Below are 18,422 nucleotides of genomic sequence, written 5' to 3'. Positions count from 1 at the left end.
CGTGCCAGCGCTTCCGGCTCCTAGACTGCGCCGCATGCCGCGCCTGAACCTAAGCCTGCCCTTGCCCGCCTCCTACCTGGCCCTGGCGGCCGCCTACCTGCTGGCCAGCCTGGGCCACTTCACACACAACGCGGAGTTCATCTGCAGCTACCCGAACCTGCCCGCGTGGCTGACGTCGGCCCAGGTGTACGGCTTCTGGCTGGCCCTCACCGCGGTGGGCGTGCTGGGCCTGGCGCTGGTGCGTGCAGGCCGCAAGTCGCTCGGCCTGCTGGTGATCGGGGCCTATGCGGCCCTGGGTTTCGATGGCCTGGGCCACTACGCGCTGGCGCCCATGGCGCTGCACACGCTGGTGGCCAACATCACCATCCTGTCGGAGGTGGCAGCGGCTGCGCTGCTGCTGGCGGCCACTGCGGCATTGCTGGTGCGGCACCTGCTTGCGCAGTGGCGGGCGGTATACGGTGGCTGAGCCCGTGGTCCGCGCGGCTGCGATGGCCGACCTGCCGGCGCTGGCTGCGCTGTTCGACGGCTATCGGCAGTTCTACGAACAGGCGCCCAACCTGGGCGCGGCCACGCGCTTCATGCAGCAGCGCCTGCAACGCGGCGATGCGGTGCTGCTGGTGGCCGAGCATGCGGCTGGCCGCGGCCCGTTGATCGGCTTCTGCCAGCTGTACCTCAGCTTCTGCTCCATCGCGGCGCAGCCCATCCAGATCCTCAGCGACCTGTTCGTCGCGCCAGGCGCCCGGCGCGCGGGTGCCGGCCGTGCGCTGCTGCAGGCGGCGCATGCCCAGGCCGCCGAGCTCGGTGTTGCCCGGCTGGAGCTGACCACCGCCCGCAGCAACCACCGGGCGCAGGCCCTGTATGCCTCGCTGGGCTGGGTGCTGGATGAGGTGTACCTTGCGTACAGTCGCCAGGTCGCGGACTGACCCGCATCCAAGGACGTCACCATGCCCATCACCAGCGTCGCCGAGCTGCGCAAGTTGTATAGCCAACCGCAACCCCGCGCGGTGCTCAAGCAGATCGATGCGCTGGATGTGCATTGCCGGCGCTTCATCGCGCTGTCGCCCTTCGTGCTGGTGTCCACGGGCAGCGCCGAGCACCAGATGGACGTGTCGCCGCGCGGCGGTGATCCCGGCTTCGTGCAGGTCACGACCGAAGGCGGGCTGCTGATCCCCGATGCGCCGGGCAACAACCGGCTCGACACGCTGGAGAACATCGTCGCCACCGGCGGCATCGGCCTGCTGTTCCTGATCCCCGGCTTCGACGAGACGTTGCGCGTCAACGGCCGCGCAGTGCTGTCGCAGGACGCGGCCGACATCGCCGCCTGCACCACCGAGCGCCGCGCGCCCAAGCTGGTGATCCGCGTGCAGGTGCAGGCGGCTTACCTGCATTGCGCCAAGGCGCTGCTGCGCTCCCGGCTGTGGAAGCCCGAGGCGCAGCAGCCGCGCGAGTTGCTGCCCACCGCCGGCCAGATGATCAGCGAGCAGACCGGCCTGAACGTGGCGCCCGAAACCCGCGAGGAGATGGAGCGCCGCTACGCGCCTGACCTGTGAGGCGGGGACGGCGGCAGCCCGGGCTCAGCCGCCCTGGCCGTCGAGCTCGACGCGCGGGTTGTTGACGTACAGCACCCGCTCGCCGTCCTGCAGCCGCAGGTAGTTGTCGCCCTTGATGGTGCAGTGCGCGCCCAGCGTGGGGTCGTGGTGCAACACGTGGCCCGAAGGAGTCACTCCGTAGATCAGGATGGCGTGGCCGAAACGGCGCTTGCCGATGAAGAATTTGCCCACCTTGCCGCCGCCCATGAACGGGCCGTAGTGCTTGAGCAGGCCGGCGATCTCGTCCACGCTGTCGAACTTGTTGTCCGTCTGCACGCGGATCCTGTTCGTGCTGCGGAAGGCCTGCGGAATCTCGTCGTACGAGCGCGGCGTGAAGTGGCTGGCCAGCCCGCGCACCGTGGTGTCGGTGATGTCGCCGCTGCCGGTGTGCCACTTCAGCAGCATCTGCAGGCAGGCGAACCAGCAGCTGTTGATCTTGGTCTGGCGGATGAATTCGGGTTCGCGCAGGATGATGGACGGCATGTCGCAGGCTCCGTGGGTCAGAAGCGCTCCGGCCGCAGCACCTCGGCCGGCGTGAAGTACATCGCCACGCTGTAGTTCGGCGCATAGCGCGCCAGCACCTGGCGGGCCAGGGCCTCGGCGATGGGGCGGTCGCACAGCAGCTTCAGCTCGATGGTGCGGTCGGCCTCCCAGGCGCCTTCGCGCTCGCCTTCGAAGAAGCGGCCGTGCACCTCGGCCACCGTCCAGCCCTGCACGCCCAGGGCGCGGGCCTCGCGGATCAGCGGCTTCTCGAGCGCGGCCTCGGCCACGATGACCAGCAGCGTACGGGCATGGGTGGGAAGCGGTGTGTTCATGGCTGCAACCTGCGGGCCAGCTCGATGTAGAGCGGGATGCCGACGACGATGTTGAACGGGAAGGTGATGCCGAGCGCGGCGGTGATGGACAGGGCCGCATTCGCCTGCGGCACCGCGATGCGCATGGCCGTGGGCGCGGCAATGTAGCTGGCGCTGGCCGCCAGCGTGGCCAGCATGGCCACGCCGCCGATGCCCAGGCCGAGCAGCAGGCCGGTGGCCGCGCCCACCCCGCTCAGCAGCAGCGGCGCGCCGATGCCCACCAGCAGCACCGCGAAGCCGAAGCGCCGTACATCGCCCAGCCGGCCGCCGGCCACCAGGCCCAGTTCCAGCAGGAACAGCGCCAGCACGCCCTTGAACGGATCGACGAACACCGCCTTGATGGGCGCGGTGCCTGCTTCGCCCGCCACCGCGCCGATGACCAGGCCGCCCACCAGCAGCAGCACGCTCTTGCCGAAGAACACGTCGTGCGCCAGCTCGCCCCAGCGCGGCGGGCCGCTGGCCTCGCGCGCGGCCGACAGGCGCGCCAGCAGGATGCCGGCCAGCAGGCCCGGCGCTTCCAGCACCGCCACCCACAGCGGTGCCTGCGCTTCCAGCGGCAGGCCTTCGCGGGCCAGCGCCGTCTGCGCCACCGCGAAGGTGACCACGCTGACCGAGCCGTAGTGGGCACCCAGCGCCGCCGCATCCACGCCCGACAGCCGCAGCAGCCGCAGCAGCGGATACAGCGCCAGCGGAATGAGGAAGCCCATGGCCGCCAGCGCCGCCACCTCGGGCGCCAGCGTGGCCAGCGGCTGCTTGGAGAGTTCGATGCCGCCCTTCAGCCCGATGGCCAGCAGCAGGTAGATGGACAGGGTCTCGTACAGCGCCTCGGGCAGCTTCAGCTCGCTGCGCACCAGGCGGGCGAACAGGCCGAGCAGGAAGAAGAAGACGACGACGTCGATCATGGAAGGGTCTCGGGGCGAAAAGCGCGCGCAGTATCGGCGCGACCGCCAGGGCGCCCGGCCAACAGCCCCACAGGTACGCGGCTCTTAACATGACGCCGTGCACCAGCTGCCCCTGCTCACCACCCCGCGCCTGCGGCTGCGCCCGATGCGCCGCGATGCCGACGATGCCGACCTGTTCGAGGTGTATGGCGACCCGTGCGTGATGCGCCATGCCAGCGATCCCCCCTTTGCCGCCGTCACCGATGTTGCCGCCCTGCACGACAGCGTGCAGCGGCTGCTGGCCGCGGGCCTGTCGCTGGAGTGGGCCGTGGCCGGCCGCGAGGACGACCGCGTGATCGGCACCTGCGGCCTGCATCACTTCGACACCGCCTGCGCCAGCGCCGAGGTGGGTTGCCTGCTGGCGCGCCGTCACTGGGGCCAGGGTCTGATGGCCGAAGCGCTGCGGGCGCTGGTGGCGCATGCCCGCGACGGCCTGCAGCTGCGGCTGCTGCTGGCCGACATCGACGAGGACAACCTGCGCTCGCAGCGGCTCTTCACTCGGCTGGGTTTCCTGGCGCGGCCGCCGGGCCCATGGCAGCTGCGGCTGGCCGCGCCATGAATTGGCCCTTGCGGGTGCTCATGGCCACCGTCGGCTCCGCAGGCGATATCCATCCCTTCCTGGCGCTGGGCCAGGCGCTGCAGGCGCGCGGGCACCGGGTGACGCTGGCGTGCCCGGAGCCCTTCGGCCCGCTGGTGGCCGAGGCCGGGCTGGGCTTCGTGGTGATGGGCAGCAGCGCCCAGTACGAGGCGGTGACGCGGGAGCCCGACCTGTGGCACCCGCGCAAGGGCTTCGAGGTGGTGTGGCGGCACACCCGCGCCGGCCTGCGGCTGCTGCACGAGCATGTGCAGGCGCTACCGGCCGCCGAGCAGCCCGACGTGCTGGTCGCCCATCCGCTGGCGCTGCCTGCGGCGGACCTGTGCCGGGCGCTGCGACCGGGCCTGCCCATCGCCGGCACCTGGCTGGCCCCGGTGAACCTGCGCACGGTGCACGATCCGCTGATGCTGGGGCCGCTGGCCGTGCCGCGCTGGGTGCCGCTGGCCCTGCGCCGATGGGCCTGGCGGCGCATCGACGCCGGGCTGCTGGACCCGACCACCGTGCCGGACATCAACCGCGAGCGCAGCCTGCTCGGCCTGCCGGCGGTGGCGCATTTCGTCGCCCACCTGCAGTCGGTGCCCGACCTGTCGCTGCTGCTGTTCCCGCCGTGGTTCGGACCCACCCAGCCCGACTGGCCGCGGCCGCTGGCCGAAGGCGGCTTCCTGCTGTACGACCGGCCGGGCAGCGGGGCGCTGGCGCCCGACCTCCAGGAGTTCCTCGCGGCAGGCACGGCGCCCGTCGTCTTCACGCCCGGCACCGGCCACCGGCATGCGGCGGCCTACTTCGCCGCGGCGCTGCAGGCCGTGCAGGCGCTGGGGCGGCGCGCGGTCTTCGTCACCGGCCATCCGGAGCAACTGCCGGCCGCGCTGCCGCCGACGGTGATCGCACCGGGCTATGTCTCGTTCAGGGCGCTGCTGCCCTGGGCCGCGGCGCTGGTGCACCACGGCGGCATCGGCACCACCGCCGAAGCGCTGCGGTCCGGCGTGCCGCAGCTGGTGCTGCCGTTCGCGCACGACCAGTTCGACAACGCACGCCGGGTGCAGGCCCTGGGCGTGGGCGATGCGCTGCCCGCGGCGAATGCAACTTCGCGGCGCCTGCAGCAGCGGCTCGGGCGCCTGCTGCGGGCGCCGGGTGCCGCAGCCCACCGCGCCGAGGTGGCGGCCCGCCTGGCCGCCGCCGATCCGCTGCCGGGGCTGTGCGAAGCCATCGAGGCGCTGGCCCGCCGGCTCAAGTCGCCGGCACGGGCGCCGTAAACCGTTGACCTTCGCGCTACCCGTCGACCCTGCCATGCCCAGCCCGCGCCCCGCCTCGCCGCCTTGCCCGACCCTGCGCAGCTTCACCGCCTGCGCCGCCGTTGCACTGGCCTGCTGTGCCGCCATGCCGGCGCAGGCCGGCCGGCCGCTGGCCACCGAAGACGCCGGCGTGCTGGAAGCCGGCGACTGCGAACTGGAGCTGTATGGCGCGCACCAACGCCTGCGGCCCGCCGGCCGCGAGCGGGGCGTCTCGCTGCAAGGCAGTTGCGGCGCGGGACACGGCGTGCAGGCCGCGCTGGCGCTGCAGACCACCCGTGAGCGCGGCACCGACCAAGCCGGCCGCAGCGATGGCGGCCTGCTCGGCTTCAAGGCCCGGCTGCTCGGCCATGGCGACGCCGATGCCTCGCTGACGCTGGTGGGTGCCGCGGCCTGGTCCCGCGACGGTCATCGTGCGTTCCGGCGCGACAGCCTGGCCATCGGCCTGGCCGGCAGTGCGGCGCTGGCCGACGGCCTCACCGGCCATGCCAACCTGGGCCATCTCGGCAGCCAGGCAGACCATCAGCGCAGCACCCTCTGGGCGCTGGCCGTGGAATGGGCGGCGGCCGGCAGCGTCGACCTGGGCGCCGAGCTGTACGGCGACGACCACCGCCGCCCCTGGGCCGGACTGGGCCTGCGCTGGGTGGCCACGCCGACGCTGACGCTGGGCACCTCCTACGCGCTGCACACGGCCAGTGGCCGCGCGAGGCTGTTCACGCTGGGCCTGACGGCGGGTTTCTGACGGGGCAGGCTAGAACCGCATGTTCAGCGTCAACCGCACGCTGCGCGGCTCCGCCGGGTGCACATGGCGGCCGGCGGTGGCGGTGGCCTCGCCGGGCAGCTGCGACTCGTAGTAGTACTGGATGTCGTCCACCTTGCGGTCGAACAGGTTGAACACGTCCAGCGTCAGCTCGGTGCGCGGCTGCAGCTGCCAGCCCAGGCGCAGGTTGGTCGTCAGCGACGACTTCGAGCGCTGGCTGTTGTCCTCCACCAGCGCGCCGCTGCCCAGGTAGCGCCACTGGATCGACGCCGACCACGGCCCCAGCTCGCGCAGCGTGGCCGCCACCGAGGCCACCTTGTCCACCGCGTTGGGAATGCGGTCGCCGTTGTCGAAGCGGGCATGGGTCCAGGCGAAGTCGGCGTCCAGCAGGAACCAGCGCACCGGCGTCCAGCGGTTGTTGAACTCGATGCCGCGGCGCCGGCTGCCGCTGCTGGCCTCGGTGGCGCCCGCATCGCCGATGTAGACCAGCTCGGAGTCGAAGTCCAGCTTCCACAGCGCCAGCGAGCTCTGCAGCCCCGGCAGCACCTCGGTGCGTGCGCCCAGCTCCCAGCCGGTGGAGGCCACCAGCGGCGGCACGCGGTCCACTGCATCGCCGCTCTTGGGGTCGATGCGGGCGGTGGTGCCGCGGGCGTCGTTGCTGTGGAAGCCGCGCCCGGCATTGGCAAAGAACTCGGTGTGCTGCACCGGGGTCCAGATCAGCGACAGCTTGGGCGAGACCTGGGTGTCGCTGGCTTCTCCGCCATTGGCCGGCAGGGTCAGCGCCTCCACGCGGTTGCGCACATGGTCGGCCCGCAGGCCGGCCACCAGGCGCAGCGTGGGCGAGAGCTCCAGCGCCGTCTGGCCATACAGGCCCAGCAGCGTCTCGCGCACCTTGTCCTCGCGGGTGGTGGCGGTGATGCGGCGGGCCACGCTGTCGAACAGGCCGACGCGGATGCGGTCGTGCCGCAGCTGCAGGCCGAACTCGGTGCGCGCGGCCAGGCCGGCGATGTCGTGCGGCAGGCTGTGGCTGGCCTGCAGGCCGAACACCTTGCGCTCGTCGCGCTGCTTGAACTGGTCGCCGTCGTCGGGCCGCTCCAGCGCATAGGTGAAGTTGCTGTTCAGGTCCAGCCGGTAGGCCATCGCATAGGCCGAGAGCTGCGTGCGGCCGGCCGCGCCGTCGCGGTGCCATTCGCCCGACAGGCTGTAGCGCTCGGTGCTGCCGCCGGTGGAGTCGTCCAGCGAATCGAAGCGGCCGAAGCGGCGGCCATCGACGGTGCTGCCGACCAGCCGTTCCGGGATCTGGTCGGTGGCCGTCCAGCGGGCGCTGTAGCCCATCAGGCTGGTGCTCCAGCCCTGCGCCGCGCTGCCGCCCGACAGCGTGAGCACGCCGTTGCTCTTCTTCATGTCCTCGGGCACGCGCCAGGGGCCGTCGTTGTGCAGGCCCTCGAAGGCGGCCAGCAGCGTGAGGTCGGACGCCACGGTGGTGGAGCCGCCCAGCACGCCGCGGCGGTAGCCGTTCTCGCCCAGCGTCACCTGCGCGAAGGGCGCGTCCAGGCTGCGGCGGTAGGCGATGTCGGCCGAGCCGGCGGAGGAGAAGTCGCCATTGCGCGCGAAGTACGGGCCCTTGCGGTACTCCACCCGTTCCACCAGTTCGGGCATCAGGAAGTTGAGGTCGCTGTAGCCCTGGCCGTGGCCATGGCTGGGCATGTTCACCGGCAGGCCGTTGACGATGGTGGCGAAGTCGGTGCCGTGGTCCAGGTTGAAGCCGCGCAGGAAGTACTGGTTGGCCTTGCCGTCGCCCGAGTGCTGGGTGACGATGACCCCGGGCACGAACTCCAGCACCTCGCCGGGGCGCAGCGCGGGGCGGCTCTTCAGCAGCTCGGCGCGGATCACGCCCTGCGAGGCGGCATCGCTGCTGCCCACGGCGTTGTCGTAATGGCGGCCGGTGATCTCGATGGTCTGCGGCGCGGCGGCCAGGGTGTCGGTGGACTGGGCGTGGGCGGCCTGGCCGCTACAGGCCACGGCGGCCGCCAGCGCCAGTGCATGCCGGCGTGAATCGAAGTAGGTCATGGGTGTCTTTGCAAGATGTGCAGGCGATACGCCGCCGCGCCGCCCGCGGATGCAGGCGGCGGCCGGTGGCGGCTCAACGGGCAGGGCTGCGGGCGGGCCGGTCGGCGCAGGGCCGGGCCGAGCCGCCTGGCTCAGTGCCTGGCGGGCGGCCGCTCCAGCCGGCAGCGCCAGCCGTTGCGCCAGGCACTGCGCGTGGCCCGTGGCCAGGCGCGGCGCCGTGCAGCAGGTGGCCGCAGGCGCAGTGCAAAACCCAGCGCCAGCGGCAGCGTCGCGCTGCCGGCGCCGGCCTCGTCGGCCGCCTCCACCGCATCGGCGGAGGCGGCATGGCCATCGGCCGTGACGATGCTGTCGTCGCCGATGTCGTGGTGATGGCGCTCGATGCCGTCATGCGTGTGGGCATGCTCATGCCCATGCCCATGCGCCGTGAGCTGCGGCGGCGCGGGCTGCAGGTGACGGTGCGCCGGCCCCAGCAGCTTGAGCACCACGGCCGAGGCGCCATACAGCGGCAGCGCCAGCAGCAGCGCCACCAGCAGCCACCACAGGGCCGGCCGCGGGCGCCGTGGCCGGCTCGGTGCGGGGTTCACCGGCTTCAGGCCAGGATGCTGACCACGCGGCCGATGGCCCAGTAGGCGGCCACGCCGCCGATGCCGTACAGCGCCGGCGTGCGGGCCCGCTGGAAGGCCTGCACGCCACGCAGCAGCCGCCAGCCCACATAGGCCAGCGCCACCACCAGCAGCTGGCCCAGCTCCACGCCCACGTTGAAGGTGAGCAGCGCCACCAGCAGGTGGTTCTCGGGCAGGCCGATCTGCTGCAGCGCGCCGGCGAAGCCCAGCCCGTGCACCAGCCCGAACAGGAAGGCCACCAGCGCCGGCCAGCGGCGCGACAGCGTCTGCCGGTTGTGCAGCGCCTCGCCGGCCACCAGCAGGATGGACAGCGCGATGGTGGCTTCCACCGGCGGCGAGCGCAGCGTCAGCCAGCCCAGCGCGCTGGAGGCCAGCGTCAGGCTGTGCGCCAGCGTGAAGGCGGTGATGGTGGTCACCAGCCGCCGGTTGAAGCCCACCAGGAACAGCAGGCTGATGACGAAGATCAGGTGGTCGAAGCCGGCCAGGATGTGCTCCACGCCGAGCAGCAGGTAGGCGCGTGCGATCTCGCCCATGCCGCGCGGGTCGTTGGCGGCGCCGTACAGCTGCACCGTCGGCTGGCCGGTGGTCAGGGTGTAGACGCGGGTCTGGCCGTCCAGCCAGGTCACCTTGACCATGGCCGCCGAATAGCGCTCGCCCACGCCTTCCATGCCCAGCGTGCCCTGCAGGCCGCCGGGGCCGCAGCGCAGCAGGTTGGCTTCGGCGCGGCAGCCATCGGGCCATACCGGCCGCAGGTCGTCGTTGGCGCCGCGTTCGCGGGCGGTCCAGTTCCACAGGAACTCGCCCTGCGTGGTCTCACGCAGCGCCATCTCGGCCATCGACATCTCGTGCGCGCGGGCCGGCGTGGCCGCCAGCGGGCCCAGCAGGGCCAGCATCGCCAGCGCCGACAGCAGCGCCGGCAGCAGGCCTCTCAGCAAGCGGATCATGGTGCGTCGGCCTCGATCTTCACGCTGTACTTCTGCGCCAGCGCCCGCACGGCGGCGGTGCGGCGCTCGGCCATCACCTGGTCGGTCCAGTCCTGCAGCACCACGCCCTGCAGCGCCTGGAAGTCGGCCGGCTGGGCCGGGCTCACGGCCTGCAGCTGCATCACGCGCCAGCCGTCGCGGCTTTGCAGCGCGCGCCAGGCGCCGGTGGGCGCGGTCTCCAGCGCCTTGGCGAAGTCGGCGCCGTAGGTGTCCACCAGGTTGGCATGCGGCCGGCCCTTGAACACCCGCAGGCCGGCATCGGCCTGGCCGGGCGTGCCGGCATTCAGCGCATCGGCGAACGCCCGGGCGGTCGATTCGCTCATGTCGGTGAGCACGGCTTCCTGGAAGTCGAAGCGGGCCGGCTCGTCGTACTTGTGGCGGTGGGCCTCGAACCAGGTGCGCAGCGTGTTCTCGTCGAACACGGGCGGCTTCACGTCGGCTTCCACCACGCTCAGCGCCTTGAAGATCACCCGCTCGCGCAGGGCCTTGTCGCCACGGTCCACCTGCATCGCCAGGCCTTCGCGGTACAGCACCTCGTTGTCCAGCCAGGCCTGGCGCAGCGCCTTCATCTCCGCCTCGTTCGGTGCGCGGCCGCGCGACGACTGGAACAGCTGCCGCGCCTCGTCGTCCACTGCACGGGTGACGACGATGGTGCGCGGGTCGTCCGTCTGCGAGACGAGGTAGTGATCGACGCCGAACAGCACGGCGCCGATCAGCACGAAGTGCAGCAGCGGCTCATGCAGCCAGCCCGGCAGCGGGCGCCGCGCGGTGGGCTCGGCACGCGGGGAAGGGGGCGGTCGCAGGGTGGTGGTCATGGTGGAAACAGCAGGATTCACAAGCGAAAAAGCGCGCCGCGCGGTGTGGCCGCGCGGCGCCTGATATCGGGCGGAGGGCGGATGGGCCGCCCCCCAGGGCCTTACTTGACGCCGGCCACGGCGGTGGCGCCGCTCACCTCGATGTAGATCGGGTTGCTGTAGAACCAGAGGTCGGCCCAGGCCGCCACGTCATAGGCCACGTACTTCTGGCCGTTGACCACCGGCAGGTGCGCCGGGCAGCCGTCGATGTCGGCACCGGTGTACACCACGTCGTTGCCCGGCACCTTGGTGCCGGCCACCGTGCAGGCGATGCGCAGGTTGGCCTCGTTGCTGGCGTTGGTGTGGATGTCGGCCAGCGGGTTGCCGTTGGCATCGGTCTCGTACGGCACGCCGGCCGGCAGGTTGCTGCCGCGCAGGCGCAGGTACTGCGAGGCACGCACCGCCGGCACGCGGAAGCTCATCTTCTTGAACTCCGCATCGCCGGCCACGGCCGACCAGGTGGCGTTGTTGAAGGTCCTCATCACCGCGGCCGTGGTGTTCTTCGCCGCGGCCGGCACATTGGCCATCACCGGGTTGCGCAGCCAGTCGTTGGGCCACTGGCCGGCATAGTCGGCCGCGCCCGGCTGCTTGTAGCCGCCGACCATGCCGCGGATCACGTCGATGTGGTCCAGCACCGGCATGTTCAGCGGCTGGTTGATGCCCACCTGGGCCAGCGACGGGTTGTTGAAGGTGTAGGGCGAGTAGCTCTTGCCCGCCGGGTCGCGCGCCACGATGGCCACCACGATCTCCGCACCCGGGCGCACCACGAGCTTCTCGCCCATGGTGGCGCAGCCGGGCACGTCGGTGTCGGTGTTGGCGCGGGCGGCGTTCACCGCCAGGGCTTCCACCGCGGCATTGGTGCGGGCACCGATGCCGGGGTAGGAGGCGCAGGCCACGAAGGCCAGGCGGTCGATCAGCTGGCCGCTGGCGGCGAAGCTGTTGCCGGTGCGCAGGCCGTCGACGATGGCTTGCGGGCGCAGCTTGGGATCGGTGCCGTTGCGCACCATCACGAAGTCGCGCTGGTATTCGCCGGGGTAGAAGTCCTGCGTCGAGCGACGGTCGTCCGGGCCGAAGCTGCCGCGGTTGTGCCAGTCGGAGCTGGCGAAGAACCACCAGTTGCGGCCTTCGCCCAGCAGGGCGTCCCACACGCCGCCCACTTGCGAGGCGTACACGCCGGTGCCGCCCCAGGTGGTGCCGCCCACCGAGTCGACGCGAACGCCGCCGATGCTGTTGCGGTCGGGCGAGTACTCGCCGCGGTTGTCGGAGGCGCCGTGGCCCGGCTGCGACTCGAAGCCGAACGCGACGCGCGGCGCCACGTTGTTCATGTTGCGCAGGTGCTCGACGTTGAAGCCGTTGTTGCCGTCCGGGTTGAAGGGGCCCGCGCGCTCCAGGTGGGCCGGCACGTAGTAGCTGCCGTTGGGGTGGTTGGCCGCCATCCACTTCAGGCCTTCCAGGGTCTTGGCATGGCCGCGGTTGCCCACGCCTGCGCCGCTGGCGGGCACCAGCTTCTGCGCTTCCACGCTCCAGTCGGGGCTGCTGCTGTTCAGGCTGCCCGGCACGGCGCAGTTCCAGTTGTTGCCCACGTTGCCGCCCAGCACGGTGTTGCCGCGGCTGGTGTCGGTGTCGTTGCGGTCGAAGCAGTATTCCCACTGCGACAGCGCGGTGGCGTTGCCCAGCGGGGTGTAGCCCTTGGTGGTGGGCAGCTTGGCGGTGTCCAGCGCGGCCGGCATCTGGCCGGTGATGACGGAGGCCGAGACGTGCTCATGGCCCGGCGCCACCGATTCGATGCCCATGAACATCGGCTTGTTCTTGTAGGCCGCCAGGTACTCCAGCACCGGGTACTGGAACTCCTGGATCGACTGCCAGCGCCACATCACCTGGCTGGGCGCATTGCCCTGCACGCGGCCCTTGGGCTGCACGGCGGGGTTGCTGTTCTGCCAGGTGGTGGTGGGGCCTTGCAGCTCGCCGCTGGGCGAGGTGGTCACCGGGTAGGCCGGCGTGGCCAGGCTGGCGTCTTCCACCAGCGTGCAGTTGCGGTTGCCGCTGCCGCCGTGGCCGGCCTGGACGAACCAGTCCAGGCCCCAGGGCGTGTCGGTCTTGTCGGTGCTCTTCTTCACCAGCTTCTGCATCGAGGTGGAACCGTCGGAGCAGGTGGTGTGGTTGTGGAAGTCGCCGGTGACGTAGGTGCCGGCGGGCTTGGCGGCCTGCGCGGTGCCGGGGGCGGACACCAGGGCGCTGGCGCCGAGTGCCGCGATGGCCGCGAGGGCGATCGGGGCCTTGCTGTAAACAGGGTTCATCAACTTCTCTCCTCTGTCTTGCGTTGTGCGGGGTACCTTGAAGGGCCGGGCGATGCTAGGCAGCGGTGATGACCGCGGCATGACGCCGGCGCGGCGTCTTCGCTCACATGAAGCGCGCGTAATCGATGTTCAGCGTGGCGGCCACTTCGCCGCCGTGCTCGAACACCAGCGTCAGCGGGTAGCTGCGGCTGACCTGCAGCGGCTGCTTCAGGCCCGTCAGGCGGAGGAAGGTGCGGTCCTCGCGCAGCCAGGTCTCCTCGCCTTCGGGGATGGCGAAGTCCACCGCCGGGTTGGCCTGCGTGCCGCCGATCTCGGCGCCGGTGGCCACCGGGGTGCGCACCGCCACCAGCCGGTCGGCACGGGTCACCTCGTCGAACTTGATGGTGACCACGGCGCTGGTCTCGCCCGGGCCGGTGGCGCGGGTGTTGGGATGCGTGATGCGCAGGTTGGGCGCGAAGTACTCGCAGGCGCGGGCCGCGGGCAGCAGGCCGGCCAGGCCGAGCGCGCAGCCCGCCTGCAGCAGGACCCGGCGGTGGAAGCGGTGGTTCATCGGGGTACTCCTTGGTTGCCGGCACGCTAGGCCGCGCTGATGACGGCCCGATGACCGCCGCATGACAGCGCTGGCCGCACTGTCATGCGGCTGTCTTGAAGCGCTCCTACAGTCCGCCGCCACACCCGAAGGCAGATGGCAGATGGCAGGTTCAGGCTCCACCGAAGAGGTGATTCCCCTCTTTCCCACGCCCTTCATGCGCGTGGCCGGTGCGCTGGATGCAGCCCTGGTGCGTGGCCTGGTGGAGCACTTCGGCGCGCAGGCCGCGGTGCGCAACAACGCCAGCGATGCGCTGTCCCACACCGCCATGCTGCGCCCCTCCGACAGCCCGCTGCTGGGGCTGGTGGCCGCCGCCATCACGCCGCGGCTGGCCGGTTTCGGCGCGCTGATGTTCGGCGAGGCGCTGGGCTGGTCGCTCAAGGAGATGTGGGTCAACGTGCTGGAGACCGGCGGCCGCCAGGCCATGCACAACCATGCCAACAGCTTCATCTCCGGCGTGGTGTACCTCACGCCCACCCATCCGGAGTCGCGCACGGTGTTCATGAAATCGCCGGGCGGCCACGACTTCAGCTTCAAGAACGACCATGCCGGCAGCAGCACCGGCCCCTTCAGCGCCGACAAGTGGATCAGCCCGCAGCCGCAACCCGGCGACCTGGTGCTGTTCCCCAGCTACCTCATGCATGCGGTGCCGCCCAATCCGGGTGAGCGGCGCATCACCCTAGCCTTCAATGCGATCCCCACGCGGCTGGATTCGTGGGGCTACCGCATCGGCTTCACCGGGTGAAACTCTTGTCTAGACAGGCTGCGGTCCTCGAGGTGCCGGCGCTGGCCAGCACCGGCCTGCGCTGGCGCCTGGCGCTGGCGTTGATGCTGGGCTCGGGCGCCTCCGCGCTCGGCCTGCAGATGGTGTGGACGCAGCAGGCCGCGCTGTGGCTGGGCCACGAGAGCGCCGCGGTGCTGGCGGTGGTGGCGGCGTTCTTCGGCGGCCTGGCGCTGGGGGCGCTGGCGCTTGGCGGGCGCATCCTGCGCAGCCGCCGGCCGGCGCTCTGGTATGCCGGCTGCGAGGCCGTGATCGGCGGGTGGAGCCTGCTGCTGGCCCTGCTGATGGCGCCGGCCGCCAGCGCGATGCTGGCCGCCGCCGGCCCGCAGCCTTCGGCCGCCTGGCAGTGGGCGGTGGCCTTCGGCGGCTGCTTCGTGCTGCTGCTGCCGGCCACCGCAGCCATGGGCGCCACGCTGCCGGCGATGGAACGGGTGCTGGCGCCGCTGCGCGAAGGCCCGGGCGCGCGGGCCGGGTGGATCGCGGCGCTGTATGCGGGCAATACCTTCGGCGCGGTGCTGGGCGTGCTGGCGGTGGCCTTCTGGGCCGTGCCGGCGCTGGGGCTGATGCGCAGTGCGGCGCTGTGCGCCGGCCTCAACCTGCTGTGCGCCGCGCTGGCGTGGACGGTGTTCGATCAACGCGCTGCCGCCCCGGCCAGCGCAGGCTCCGCAGCCGCCGCCCGGCCAGAGGCGCGCCGGCTGCAGTGGCTGCTGGCGGCCACCGGCCTGCTGGGCATCGGCTACGAAGTGCTGGCGGTGCGCGTCATCAGCCAGGTGACGGAGAACACCGTCTACACCTTCGCCATGCTGCTTGCGGTGTACCTGGTGGGCAGCGCCGTCGGGGCGGCCGCCTATGGCCGCTGGCGCCGCAGCGGACCGGCGCAGGACGCGCTGCTGCGCGGCCGTCTGCTGGGCGCGCTGGCCGCCACCTGCCTACTGGGCACCGGTGCGCTGTACGGCGCGCCGGGGCTGCATGCCGCGGTGCTGGCCGCGCTGCAGGGCACCGCAGGCAGCATGGCCGCGGCGCTGGTGGCCGAGGCGGTGCTGGCGCTGGCGGCCTTCGGGCCACCCACGCTGGTGATGGGCGCGCTGTTCAGCCACCTGGGCACCGAGGCCGGGCGCCTGGGCATCGGTTTCGGCCGCAGCCTGGGCATCAACACACTGGGCGCGGCGGCGGCGCCGCTGCTGCTGGGCGTGCTGGCGGTGCCGGCGCTGGGTGCCAAGGCCACGCTGCTGCTGCTGGCGGCGGCTTACCTGGCGCTGGCCGGCCGCGCCGCCTGGTCCACCGCCTGGGGCTGGGTGCTGCTGTGCGCCGGTCTGCTGGTGGCGCTGGCGGCGCCGCCGCTGCGCTTCGTGCAGGTGCCGGAGGGCGGGCGCATCGTGCAGCTGGCCGAAGGGCCGATGGCGGTGGTGAGCGTGGTGGAGGATGCGGCCGGCGTGGCCCGGTTGCGCATCAACAACCGGCAGCAGGAGGGCAGCAGCGACAGCCTGGCCGCCGATGCCCGCCAGGCGCTGCTGCCGCTGCTGCTGCATCCCGCGCCGCGGCAGGCGCTGTTCCTGGGGCTGGGCACCGGCGTCACCGCGGGCTCGGCCGCGCAGGATGCGGGGCTGCAGGTGCGCGCGGTGGAACTGCTGCCGGAGGTCATCGACGCGGCCGGCGAATTCGGCCGCCGCGTGTTCGGCCAGGCCACGCCGCCGCGGCTGCAGTCGGTGGCCGCCGATGCACGCCGCTTCGTGCGCACCGATGGCGGCGCCTACGACCTGATCGTGGCCGACAACTTTCATCCCGCGCGCAGCGGCAGCGGTGCGCTGTACACGGTGGAGCACTTCGCGGCGGTGCAGGCGCGGCTGGCACCGGGTGGCCTCTTCTGCCAATGGCTGCCGCTGCACCAGCTGGACCTGCCCACGCTGCGCAGCATCGTGCGCAGCTTCCATGCGGTGTACCCCGGCGGCTGGATGCTGCTGGCCACCCACAGCCTGGACACGCCGGTGGTCGGCCTGCTGGCGCGCCAGGGTGGCGGCGGCTTCGGCGTAGCGCAGGTGCAGGCGCGCATGGCGCAGGCGGCGCTGCCGGCCGCGCCCGCCGCCTTCGGCCTGCCGGATGCCTGGTCGGTGCTGGGCAGCTTCGTGGCCGGGCCGGCCGCGCTGGGTGCCTGGTCGGCCGGCGCGCCGCTGAACACCGACGACCATCCGGTGGTGGCCTATGCCGCGCCGCGCATCACCTATGCGCCCGATTCACGGCCTGCGCAGCGGCTGCTGGCGCTGCTGCAGGCGCTGGATGCGCAGCCGCAGGAGGTGCTGGGCAGCGCGGCGCCCGCCACCGACGCGGCGCGCCTGGCCGCCTACTGGCGCGCACGCGACGGCTTCCTGCAGGCCGGGCAAGGCGTGCGGCCATCCGCCGACGTGAGGCAGATGCTGGACCAGGTGCGCGAGCCCTTGCTGTCGGTGCTGCGCACCAGCCCCGACTTCGAGCCTGCCCGCCTGCCCTTGCAGCGCATGGCCGATGCATTGGCCGCCACCGATGCGCAGGCCGCGCGGCAGTTGCGGGATGAACTGCAGGCGACATGGCAGGGGCGATGAGCAAACTGTCACGAACCGTCCCTAGACTGGATTCGAGCGTTCCAAATCATCATGAGGAGAAGTTGTTCATGAAGCGTCTTGCCATCCTTGCCGCGCTGGTCGCGGCCACCGCGCCGGCCCTGGCCGCCAACCCCGTCACCCTGACCTTCGAAGGCGTGGGCGACTACGGAACCTCGGTCAACGAGTTCTACAACGGCGGCACCAGCGGCGCCGGCAGCACCGGCACCGACCACGGCGTGTCGTTCACGTCATCGATGCTGTCGCTGACCAACGATGCCCTGGGCTCCTACTTCAGCAATGCCCCCAGCGGCGGCACCGTGGCCTTCGTGTTCGGCGAAACCGCCTATGTCAACGTCGACGCCGGCTTCAGCGGCTACCTGTCGCTGTACTACTCGTCGTCGGCGATGCTGAACAACAGCATCAACATCTACTCGGGCCTGAACGGCACGGGCGACCTGCTGGCCTCGCTGAGCCTGAACGCCAATGCCACCGCCGGCTGCAGCGACACGGGCTTCTGCAACTGGGAGAAGACCAGCGCGGTGTTCGCCGGCGTCGGCAAGTCCATCTCGTTCGCCGATGCCAACGGCGTGGTCGCCTTCGACAACGTGACGCTGGCCCCGGTGCCCGAGCCCTCGACCTATGCACTGCTGGCCGGTGGCCTGGGCATGGTGGCCTTCGTGGCGCGCCGTCGCCGCAACATCGGCTGATCCGCGGCCAAGGCCAACTCGAACAACGCCTGGCGCGCCTGGTGCGCGCCCGCTGGAGCCGGTGGCCGGTCAAGCCACGGGAGGTTCCGGCTTCACAAGCGCCTGCGCATCCACCGGTGTCACCACCGGCGGTTGCGCAGGCTCTGTTTTTTCAGCGGCGGCCAGCAGGTCCGCCTGCTGCAGCACGAGCACGATCTCGGCCGCCGCGCGGAACAGCGCGGGCGCCAGCAGCACCGCCGTGGGCGGCAGCTGCAGCGGCGCATTGTGGAAGGCGGCGCCGTGGCCGGCACCGCGTTCCAGCCGCCAGCGCAGCAGCCGCAGGCCGGCCTTGCCGAGCGCTGAGGTGAAGGCCGGCAGCGCGGCCTGCACATAGGGCAGGGCGCCGGCATCTTCCACCGCCACCGCCAGCCACACGCCGCCGTGGGCCAGCTGCAGCTGCAGCACCAGCCGGCCCAGTGTGGGCAGTGCCAGCGCCAGCCGCAGCGCGGGCAGCTCGGCCTGCTGCGGCGGGGGCTGTGCATCTTCCGGCTCGGCCTGCACCAGGCGCAGGCCCACCGGCAGGCCGTTCCAGGCATGCAGCAGGTAGCCGAGCTTGTCGGGCGTGAGGCCGGGCAGCACCGGCGCCTGTGCCCCCGGCACGGCATGCTGCGCCGCCATCGACTGGGAAGCCGCCAGCGGCAGCAGTGCCAGCGCCGGAAATTCCGCCGTGGCCCAGGCCGGCGGCGCGGCGGCAGGCCGCGGCCCACGCGCGGGTTCGGCCGCGCGGGCCAGGCCGCGGTCGCCTCTCAGCACCTGGGCCCGCCAGGCGGCGGCCAGCGGCGCGGCCGGTGCGCCGTTGGCGCGCAGCAGCCGGGCTTCCGGCGGCACCAGCGTGGCGGCCAGCGGGGCAGGCAGGGTCTCGCCTTCGGCCGCGG

19 protein-coding genes are annotated in these 18,422 nt (G+C 72.1%); 9 read left to right on the top strand and 10 right to left on the bottom strand.

What is annotated here, in order from left to right; genetic code table 11:
- Window positions 1-34: 34 nt before the first annotated feature.
- The 3 genes from VO99_RS28900 to VO99_RS15780 are packed head-to-tail and all read left to right on the top strand — an operon-like array spanning window position 35 to window position 1,550.
- Window positions 35-466, top strand: a complete 432-nt coding sequence (locus VO99_RS28900; protein WP_052736380.1) for a hypothetical protein — start codon at window positions 35-37, stop codon at window positions 464-466.
- 4 nt (window positions 467-470) lie between these two features.
- A complete protein-coding gene (locus tag VO99_RS15785) occupies window positions 471-923 on the top strand; it encodes a GNAT family N-acetyltransferase (protein ID WP_310733659.1) in 453 nt (150 codons plus the stop codon).
- Window positions 924-944: 21 nt separating this feature from the next.
- The gene (locus VO99_RS15780) at window positions 945-1,550 is read left to right on the top strand and encodes an MSMEG_1061 family FMN-dependent PPOX-type flavoprotein (protein WP_046113863.1); all 606 of its coding nucleotides are present in this window, start codon (window positions 945-947) and stop codon (window positions 1,548-1,550) included.
- A gap of 24 nt (window positions 1,551-1,574) precedes the next feature.
- Here the strand turns inward: VO99_RS15780 and VO99_RS15775 are convergent, their stop codons facing one another.
- From VO99_RS15775 to VO99_RS15765, 3 genes are read right to left on the bottom strand one after another with little or no spacing between them, the layout of a single operon-like run.
- Entirely contained in the window at window positions 1,575-2,072 is a 498-nt protein-coding gene (locus VO99_RS15775; RefSeq protein WP_046113862.1) for a papain-like cysteine protease family protein, read from the bottom strand.
- Between the two features lie 17 nt (window positions 2,073-2,089).
- Entirely contained in the window at window positions 2,090-2,404 is a 315-nt protein-coding gene (locus tag VO99_RS15770) for a P-II family nitrogen regulator (protein WP_046113861.1), read from the bottom strand.
- A complete protein-coding gene (locus tag VO99_RS15765; RefSeq protein WP_046113860.1) occupies window positions 2,401-3,345 on the bottom strand; it encodes a sodium-dependent bicarbonate transport family permease in 945 nt (314 codons plus the stop codon). The genes VO99_RS15770 and VO99_RS15765 overlap by 4 nt, the downstream gene beginning before the upstream one ends.
- 97 nt (window positions 3,346-3,442) lie before the next feature.
- On the opposite strand from VO99_RS15765, the gene VO99_RS15760 reads away from it, so the two are divergent.
- The 3 genes from VO99_RS15760 to VO99_RS15750 are packed head-to-tail and all read left to right on the top strand — an operon-like array spanning window position 3,443 to window position 6,010.
- Window positions 3,443-3,943, top strand: a complete 501-nt coding sequence (locus tag VO99_RS15760) for a GNAT family N-acetyltransferase (protein WP_046113859.1) — start codon at window positions 3,443-3,445, stop codon at window positions 3,941-3,943.
- Window positions 3,940-5,232 carry a glycosyltransferase gene (locus VO99_RS15755; protein WP_046113858.1) on the top strand — a complete coding sequence of 431 codons (1,293 nt, stop codon included), beginning with the start codon at window positions 3,940-3,942 and terminating at the stop codon, window positions 5,230-5,232. Before VO99_RS15760 ends, VO99_RS15755 begins: the two co-directional genes overlap by 4 nt.
- A gap of 34 nt (window positions 5,233-5,266) precedes the next feature.
- Complete coding sequence (locus VO99_RS15750) at window positions 5,267-6,010, top strand: hypothetical protein (protein ID WP_046113857.1); 744 nt, start codon at window positions 5,267-5,269, stop codon at window positions 6,008-6,010.
- A gap of 9 nt (window positions 6,011-6,019) precedes the next feature.
- Here the strand turns inward: VO99_RS15750 and VO99_RS15745 are convergent, their stop codons facing one another.
- The 6 genes from VO99_RS15745 to VO99_RS15720 form a co-directional block, all read right to left on the bottom strand.
- The gene (locus VO99_RS15745; RefSeq protein ID WP_052736379.1) at window positions 6,020-8,098 is read right to left on the bottom strand and encodes a TonB-dependent receptor; all 2,079 of its coding nucleotides are present in this window, start codon (window positions 8,096-8,098) and stop codon (window positions 6,020-6,022) included.
- Between the two features lie 131 nt (window positions 8,099-8,229).
- Window positions 8,230-8,682 (bottom strand): hypothetical protein, encoded by a 453-nt coding sequence (locus VO99_RS15740; RefSeq protein ID WP_046113856.1) that lies wholly within the window; start codon window positions 8,680-8,682, stop codon window positions 8,230-8,232.
- Between the two features lie 5 nt (window positions 8,683-8,687).
- On the bottom strand, window positions 8,688-9,665 hold the full coding sequence (locus VO99_RS15735; RefSeq protein ID WP_052736378.1) for a HupE/UreJ family protein: 978 nt from the start codon (window positions 9,663-9,665) through the stop codon (window positions 8,688-8,690).
- Window positions 9,662-10,519: a peptidylprolyl isomerase gene (locus VO99_RS15730; protein ID WP_046113855.1), complete on the bottom strand. Its 858-nt coding sequence runs from the start codon at window positions 10,517-10,519 to the stop codon at window positions 9,662-9,664. Before VO99_RS15730 ends, VO99_RS15735 begins: the two co-directional genes overlap by 4 nt.
- Window positions 10,520-10,620: 101 nt before the next feature.
- Window positions 10,621-12,855 (bottom strand): hypothetical protein, encoded by a 2,235-nt coding sequence (locus tag VO99_RS15725; protein ID WP_046113854.1) that lies wholly within the window; start codon window positions 12,853-12,855, stop codon window positions 10,621-10,623.
- Between the two features lie 103 nt (window positions 12,856-12,958).
- On the bottom strand, window positions 12,959-13,405 hold the full coding sequence (locus VO99_RS15720; RefSeq protein WP_046113853.1) for a copper chaperone PCu(A)C: 447 nt from the start codon (window positions 13,403-13,405) through the stop codon (window positions 12,959-12,961).
- Window positions 13,406-13,547: 142 nt separating this feature from the next.
- Between VO99_RS15720 and VO99_RS15715 the strand changes: the two genes are divergently transcribed.
- The 3 genes from VO99_RS15715 to VO99_RS30845 all read left to right on the top strand — a co-directional run bounded on the left by VO99_RS15715 (window position 13,548) and on the right by VO99_RS30845 (window position 17,508).
- On the top strand, window positions 13,548-14,189 hold the full coding sequence (locus tag VO99_RS15715; RefSeq protein WP_046113852.1) for a putative 2OG-Fe(II) oxygenase: 642 nt from the start codon (window positions 13,548-13,550) through the stop codon (window positions 14,187-14,189).
- A 5-nt stretch (window positions 14,190-14,194) separates the two neighbouring features.
- Window positions 14,195-16,801, top strand: a complete 2,607-nt coding sequence (locus VO99_RS15710; protein ID WP_157039590.1) for a spermidine synthase — start codon at window positions 14,195-14,197, stop codon at window positions 16,799-16,801.
- Window positions 16,802-16,869: 68 nt separating this feature from the next.
- Window positions 16,870-17,508 carry a PEP-CTERM sorting domain-containing protein gene (locus VO99_RS30845; protein WP_232315384.1) on the top strand — a complete coding sequence of 213 codons (639 nt, stop codon included), beginning with the start codon at window positions 16,870-16,872 and terminating at the stop codon, window positions 17,506-17,508.
- A 69-nt stretch (window positions 17,509-17,577) separates the two neighbouring features.
- On the opposite strand, the gene VO99_RS30840 is transcribed toward VO99_RS30845, so the two are convergent.
- On the bottom strand, window positions 17,578-18,422 hold an 845-nt coding region (locus VO99_RS30840), incomplete at its 5' end, for a hypothetical protein (RefSeq protein WP_046113850.1).

This window comes from Aquincola tertiaricarbonis, from assembly GCF_000969605.1.
Lineage (GTDB): Bacteria > Pseudomonadota > Gammaproteobacteria > Burkholderiales > Burkholderiaceae_C > Aquincola > Aquincola tertiaricarbonis.
Note: the sequence above shows the minus strand (reverse complement) of the source record. Positions and strands in the feature narration are given on the sequence as shown.

What these genes read in the sequence shown, in the direction of transcription:
- VO99_RS30845 (WP_232315384.1), top strand. Translation starts at nt 16,870, where the DNA reads ATGAAGCGTCTTGCCATCCTTGCCGCGCTGGTCGCGGCCACCGCGCCG.
- VO99_RS15745 (WP_052736379.1), bottom strand. Translation starts at nt 8,098, where the DNA reads ATGACCTACTTCGATTCACGCCGGCATGCACTGGCGCTGGCGGCCGCC.
- VO99_RS15765 (WP_046113860.1), bottom strand. Translation starts at nt 3,345, where the DNA reads ATGATCGACGTCGTCGTCTTCTTCTTCCTGCTCGGCCTGTTCGCCCGC.
- VO99_RS28900 (WP_052736380.1), top strand. Translation starts at nt 35, where the DNA reads ATGCCGCGCCTGAACCTAAGCCTGCCCTTGCCCGCCTCCTACCTGGCC.
- VO99_RS15735 (WP_052736378.1), bottom strand. Translation starts at nt 9,665, where the DNA reads ATGATCCGCTTGCTGAGAGGCCTGCTGCCGGCGCTGCTGTCGGCGCTG.
- VO99_RS15770 (WP_046113861.1), bottom strand. Translation starts at nt 2,404, where the DNA reads ATGAACACACCGCTTCCCACCCATGCCCGTACGCTGCTGGTCATCGTG.
- VO99_RS15755 (WP_046113858.1), top strand. Translation starts at nt 3,940, where the DNA reads ATGAATTGGCCCTTGCGGGTGCTCATGGCCACCGTCGGCTCCGCAGGC.
- VO99_RS15780 (WP_046113863.1), top strand. Translation starts at nt 945, where the DNA reads ATGCCCATCACCAGCGTCGCCGAGCTGCGCAAGTTGTATAGCCAACCG.
- VO99_RS15730 (WP_046113855.1), bottom strand. Translation starts at nt 10,519, where the DNA reads ATGACCACCACCCTGCGACCGCCCCCTTCCCCGCGTGCCGAGCCCACC.
- VO99_RS15715 (WP_046113852.1), top strand. Translation starts at nt 13,548, where the DNA reads ATGGCAGGTTCAGGCTCCACCGAAGAGGTGATTCCCCTCTTTCCCACG.
- VO99_RS15750 (WP_046113857.1), top strand. Translation starts at nt 5,267, where the DNA reads ATGCCCAGCCCGCGCCCCGCCTCGCCGCCTTGCCCGACCCTGCGCAGC.
- VO99_RS15775 (WP_046113862.1), bottom strand. Translation starts at nt 2,072, where the DNA reads ATGCCGTCCATCATCCTGCGCGAACCCGAATTCATCCGCCAGACCAAG.
- VO99_RS15725 (WP_046113854.1), bottom strand. Translation starts at nt 12,855, where the DNA reads ATGAACCCTGTTTACAGCAAGGCCCCGATCGCCCTCGCGGCCATCGCG.
- VO99_RS15720 (WP_046113853.1), bottom strand. Translation starts at nt 13,405, where the DNA reads ATGAACCACCGCTTCCACCGCCGGGTCCTGCTGCAGGCGGGCTGCGCG.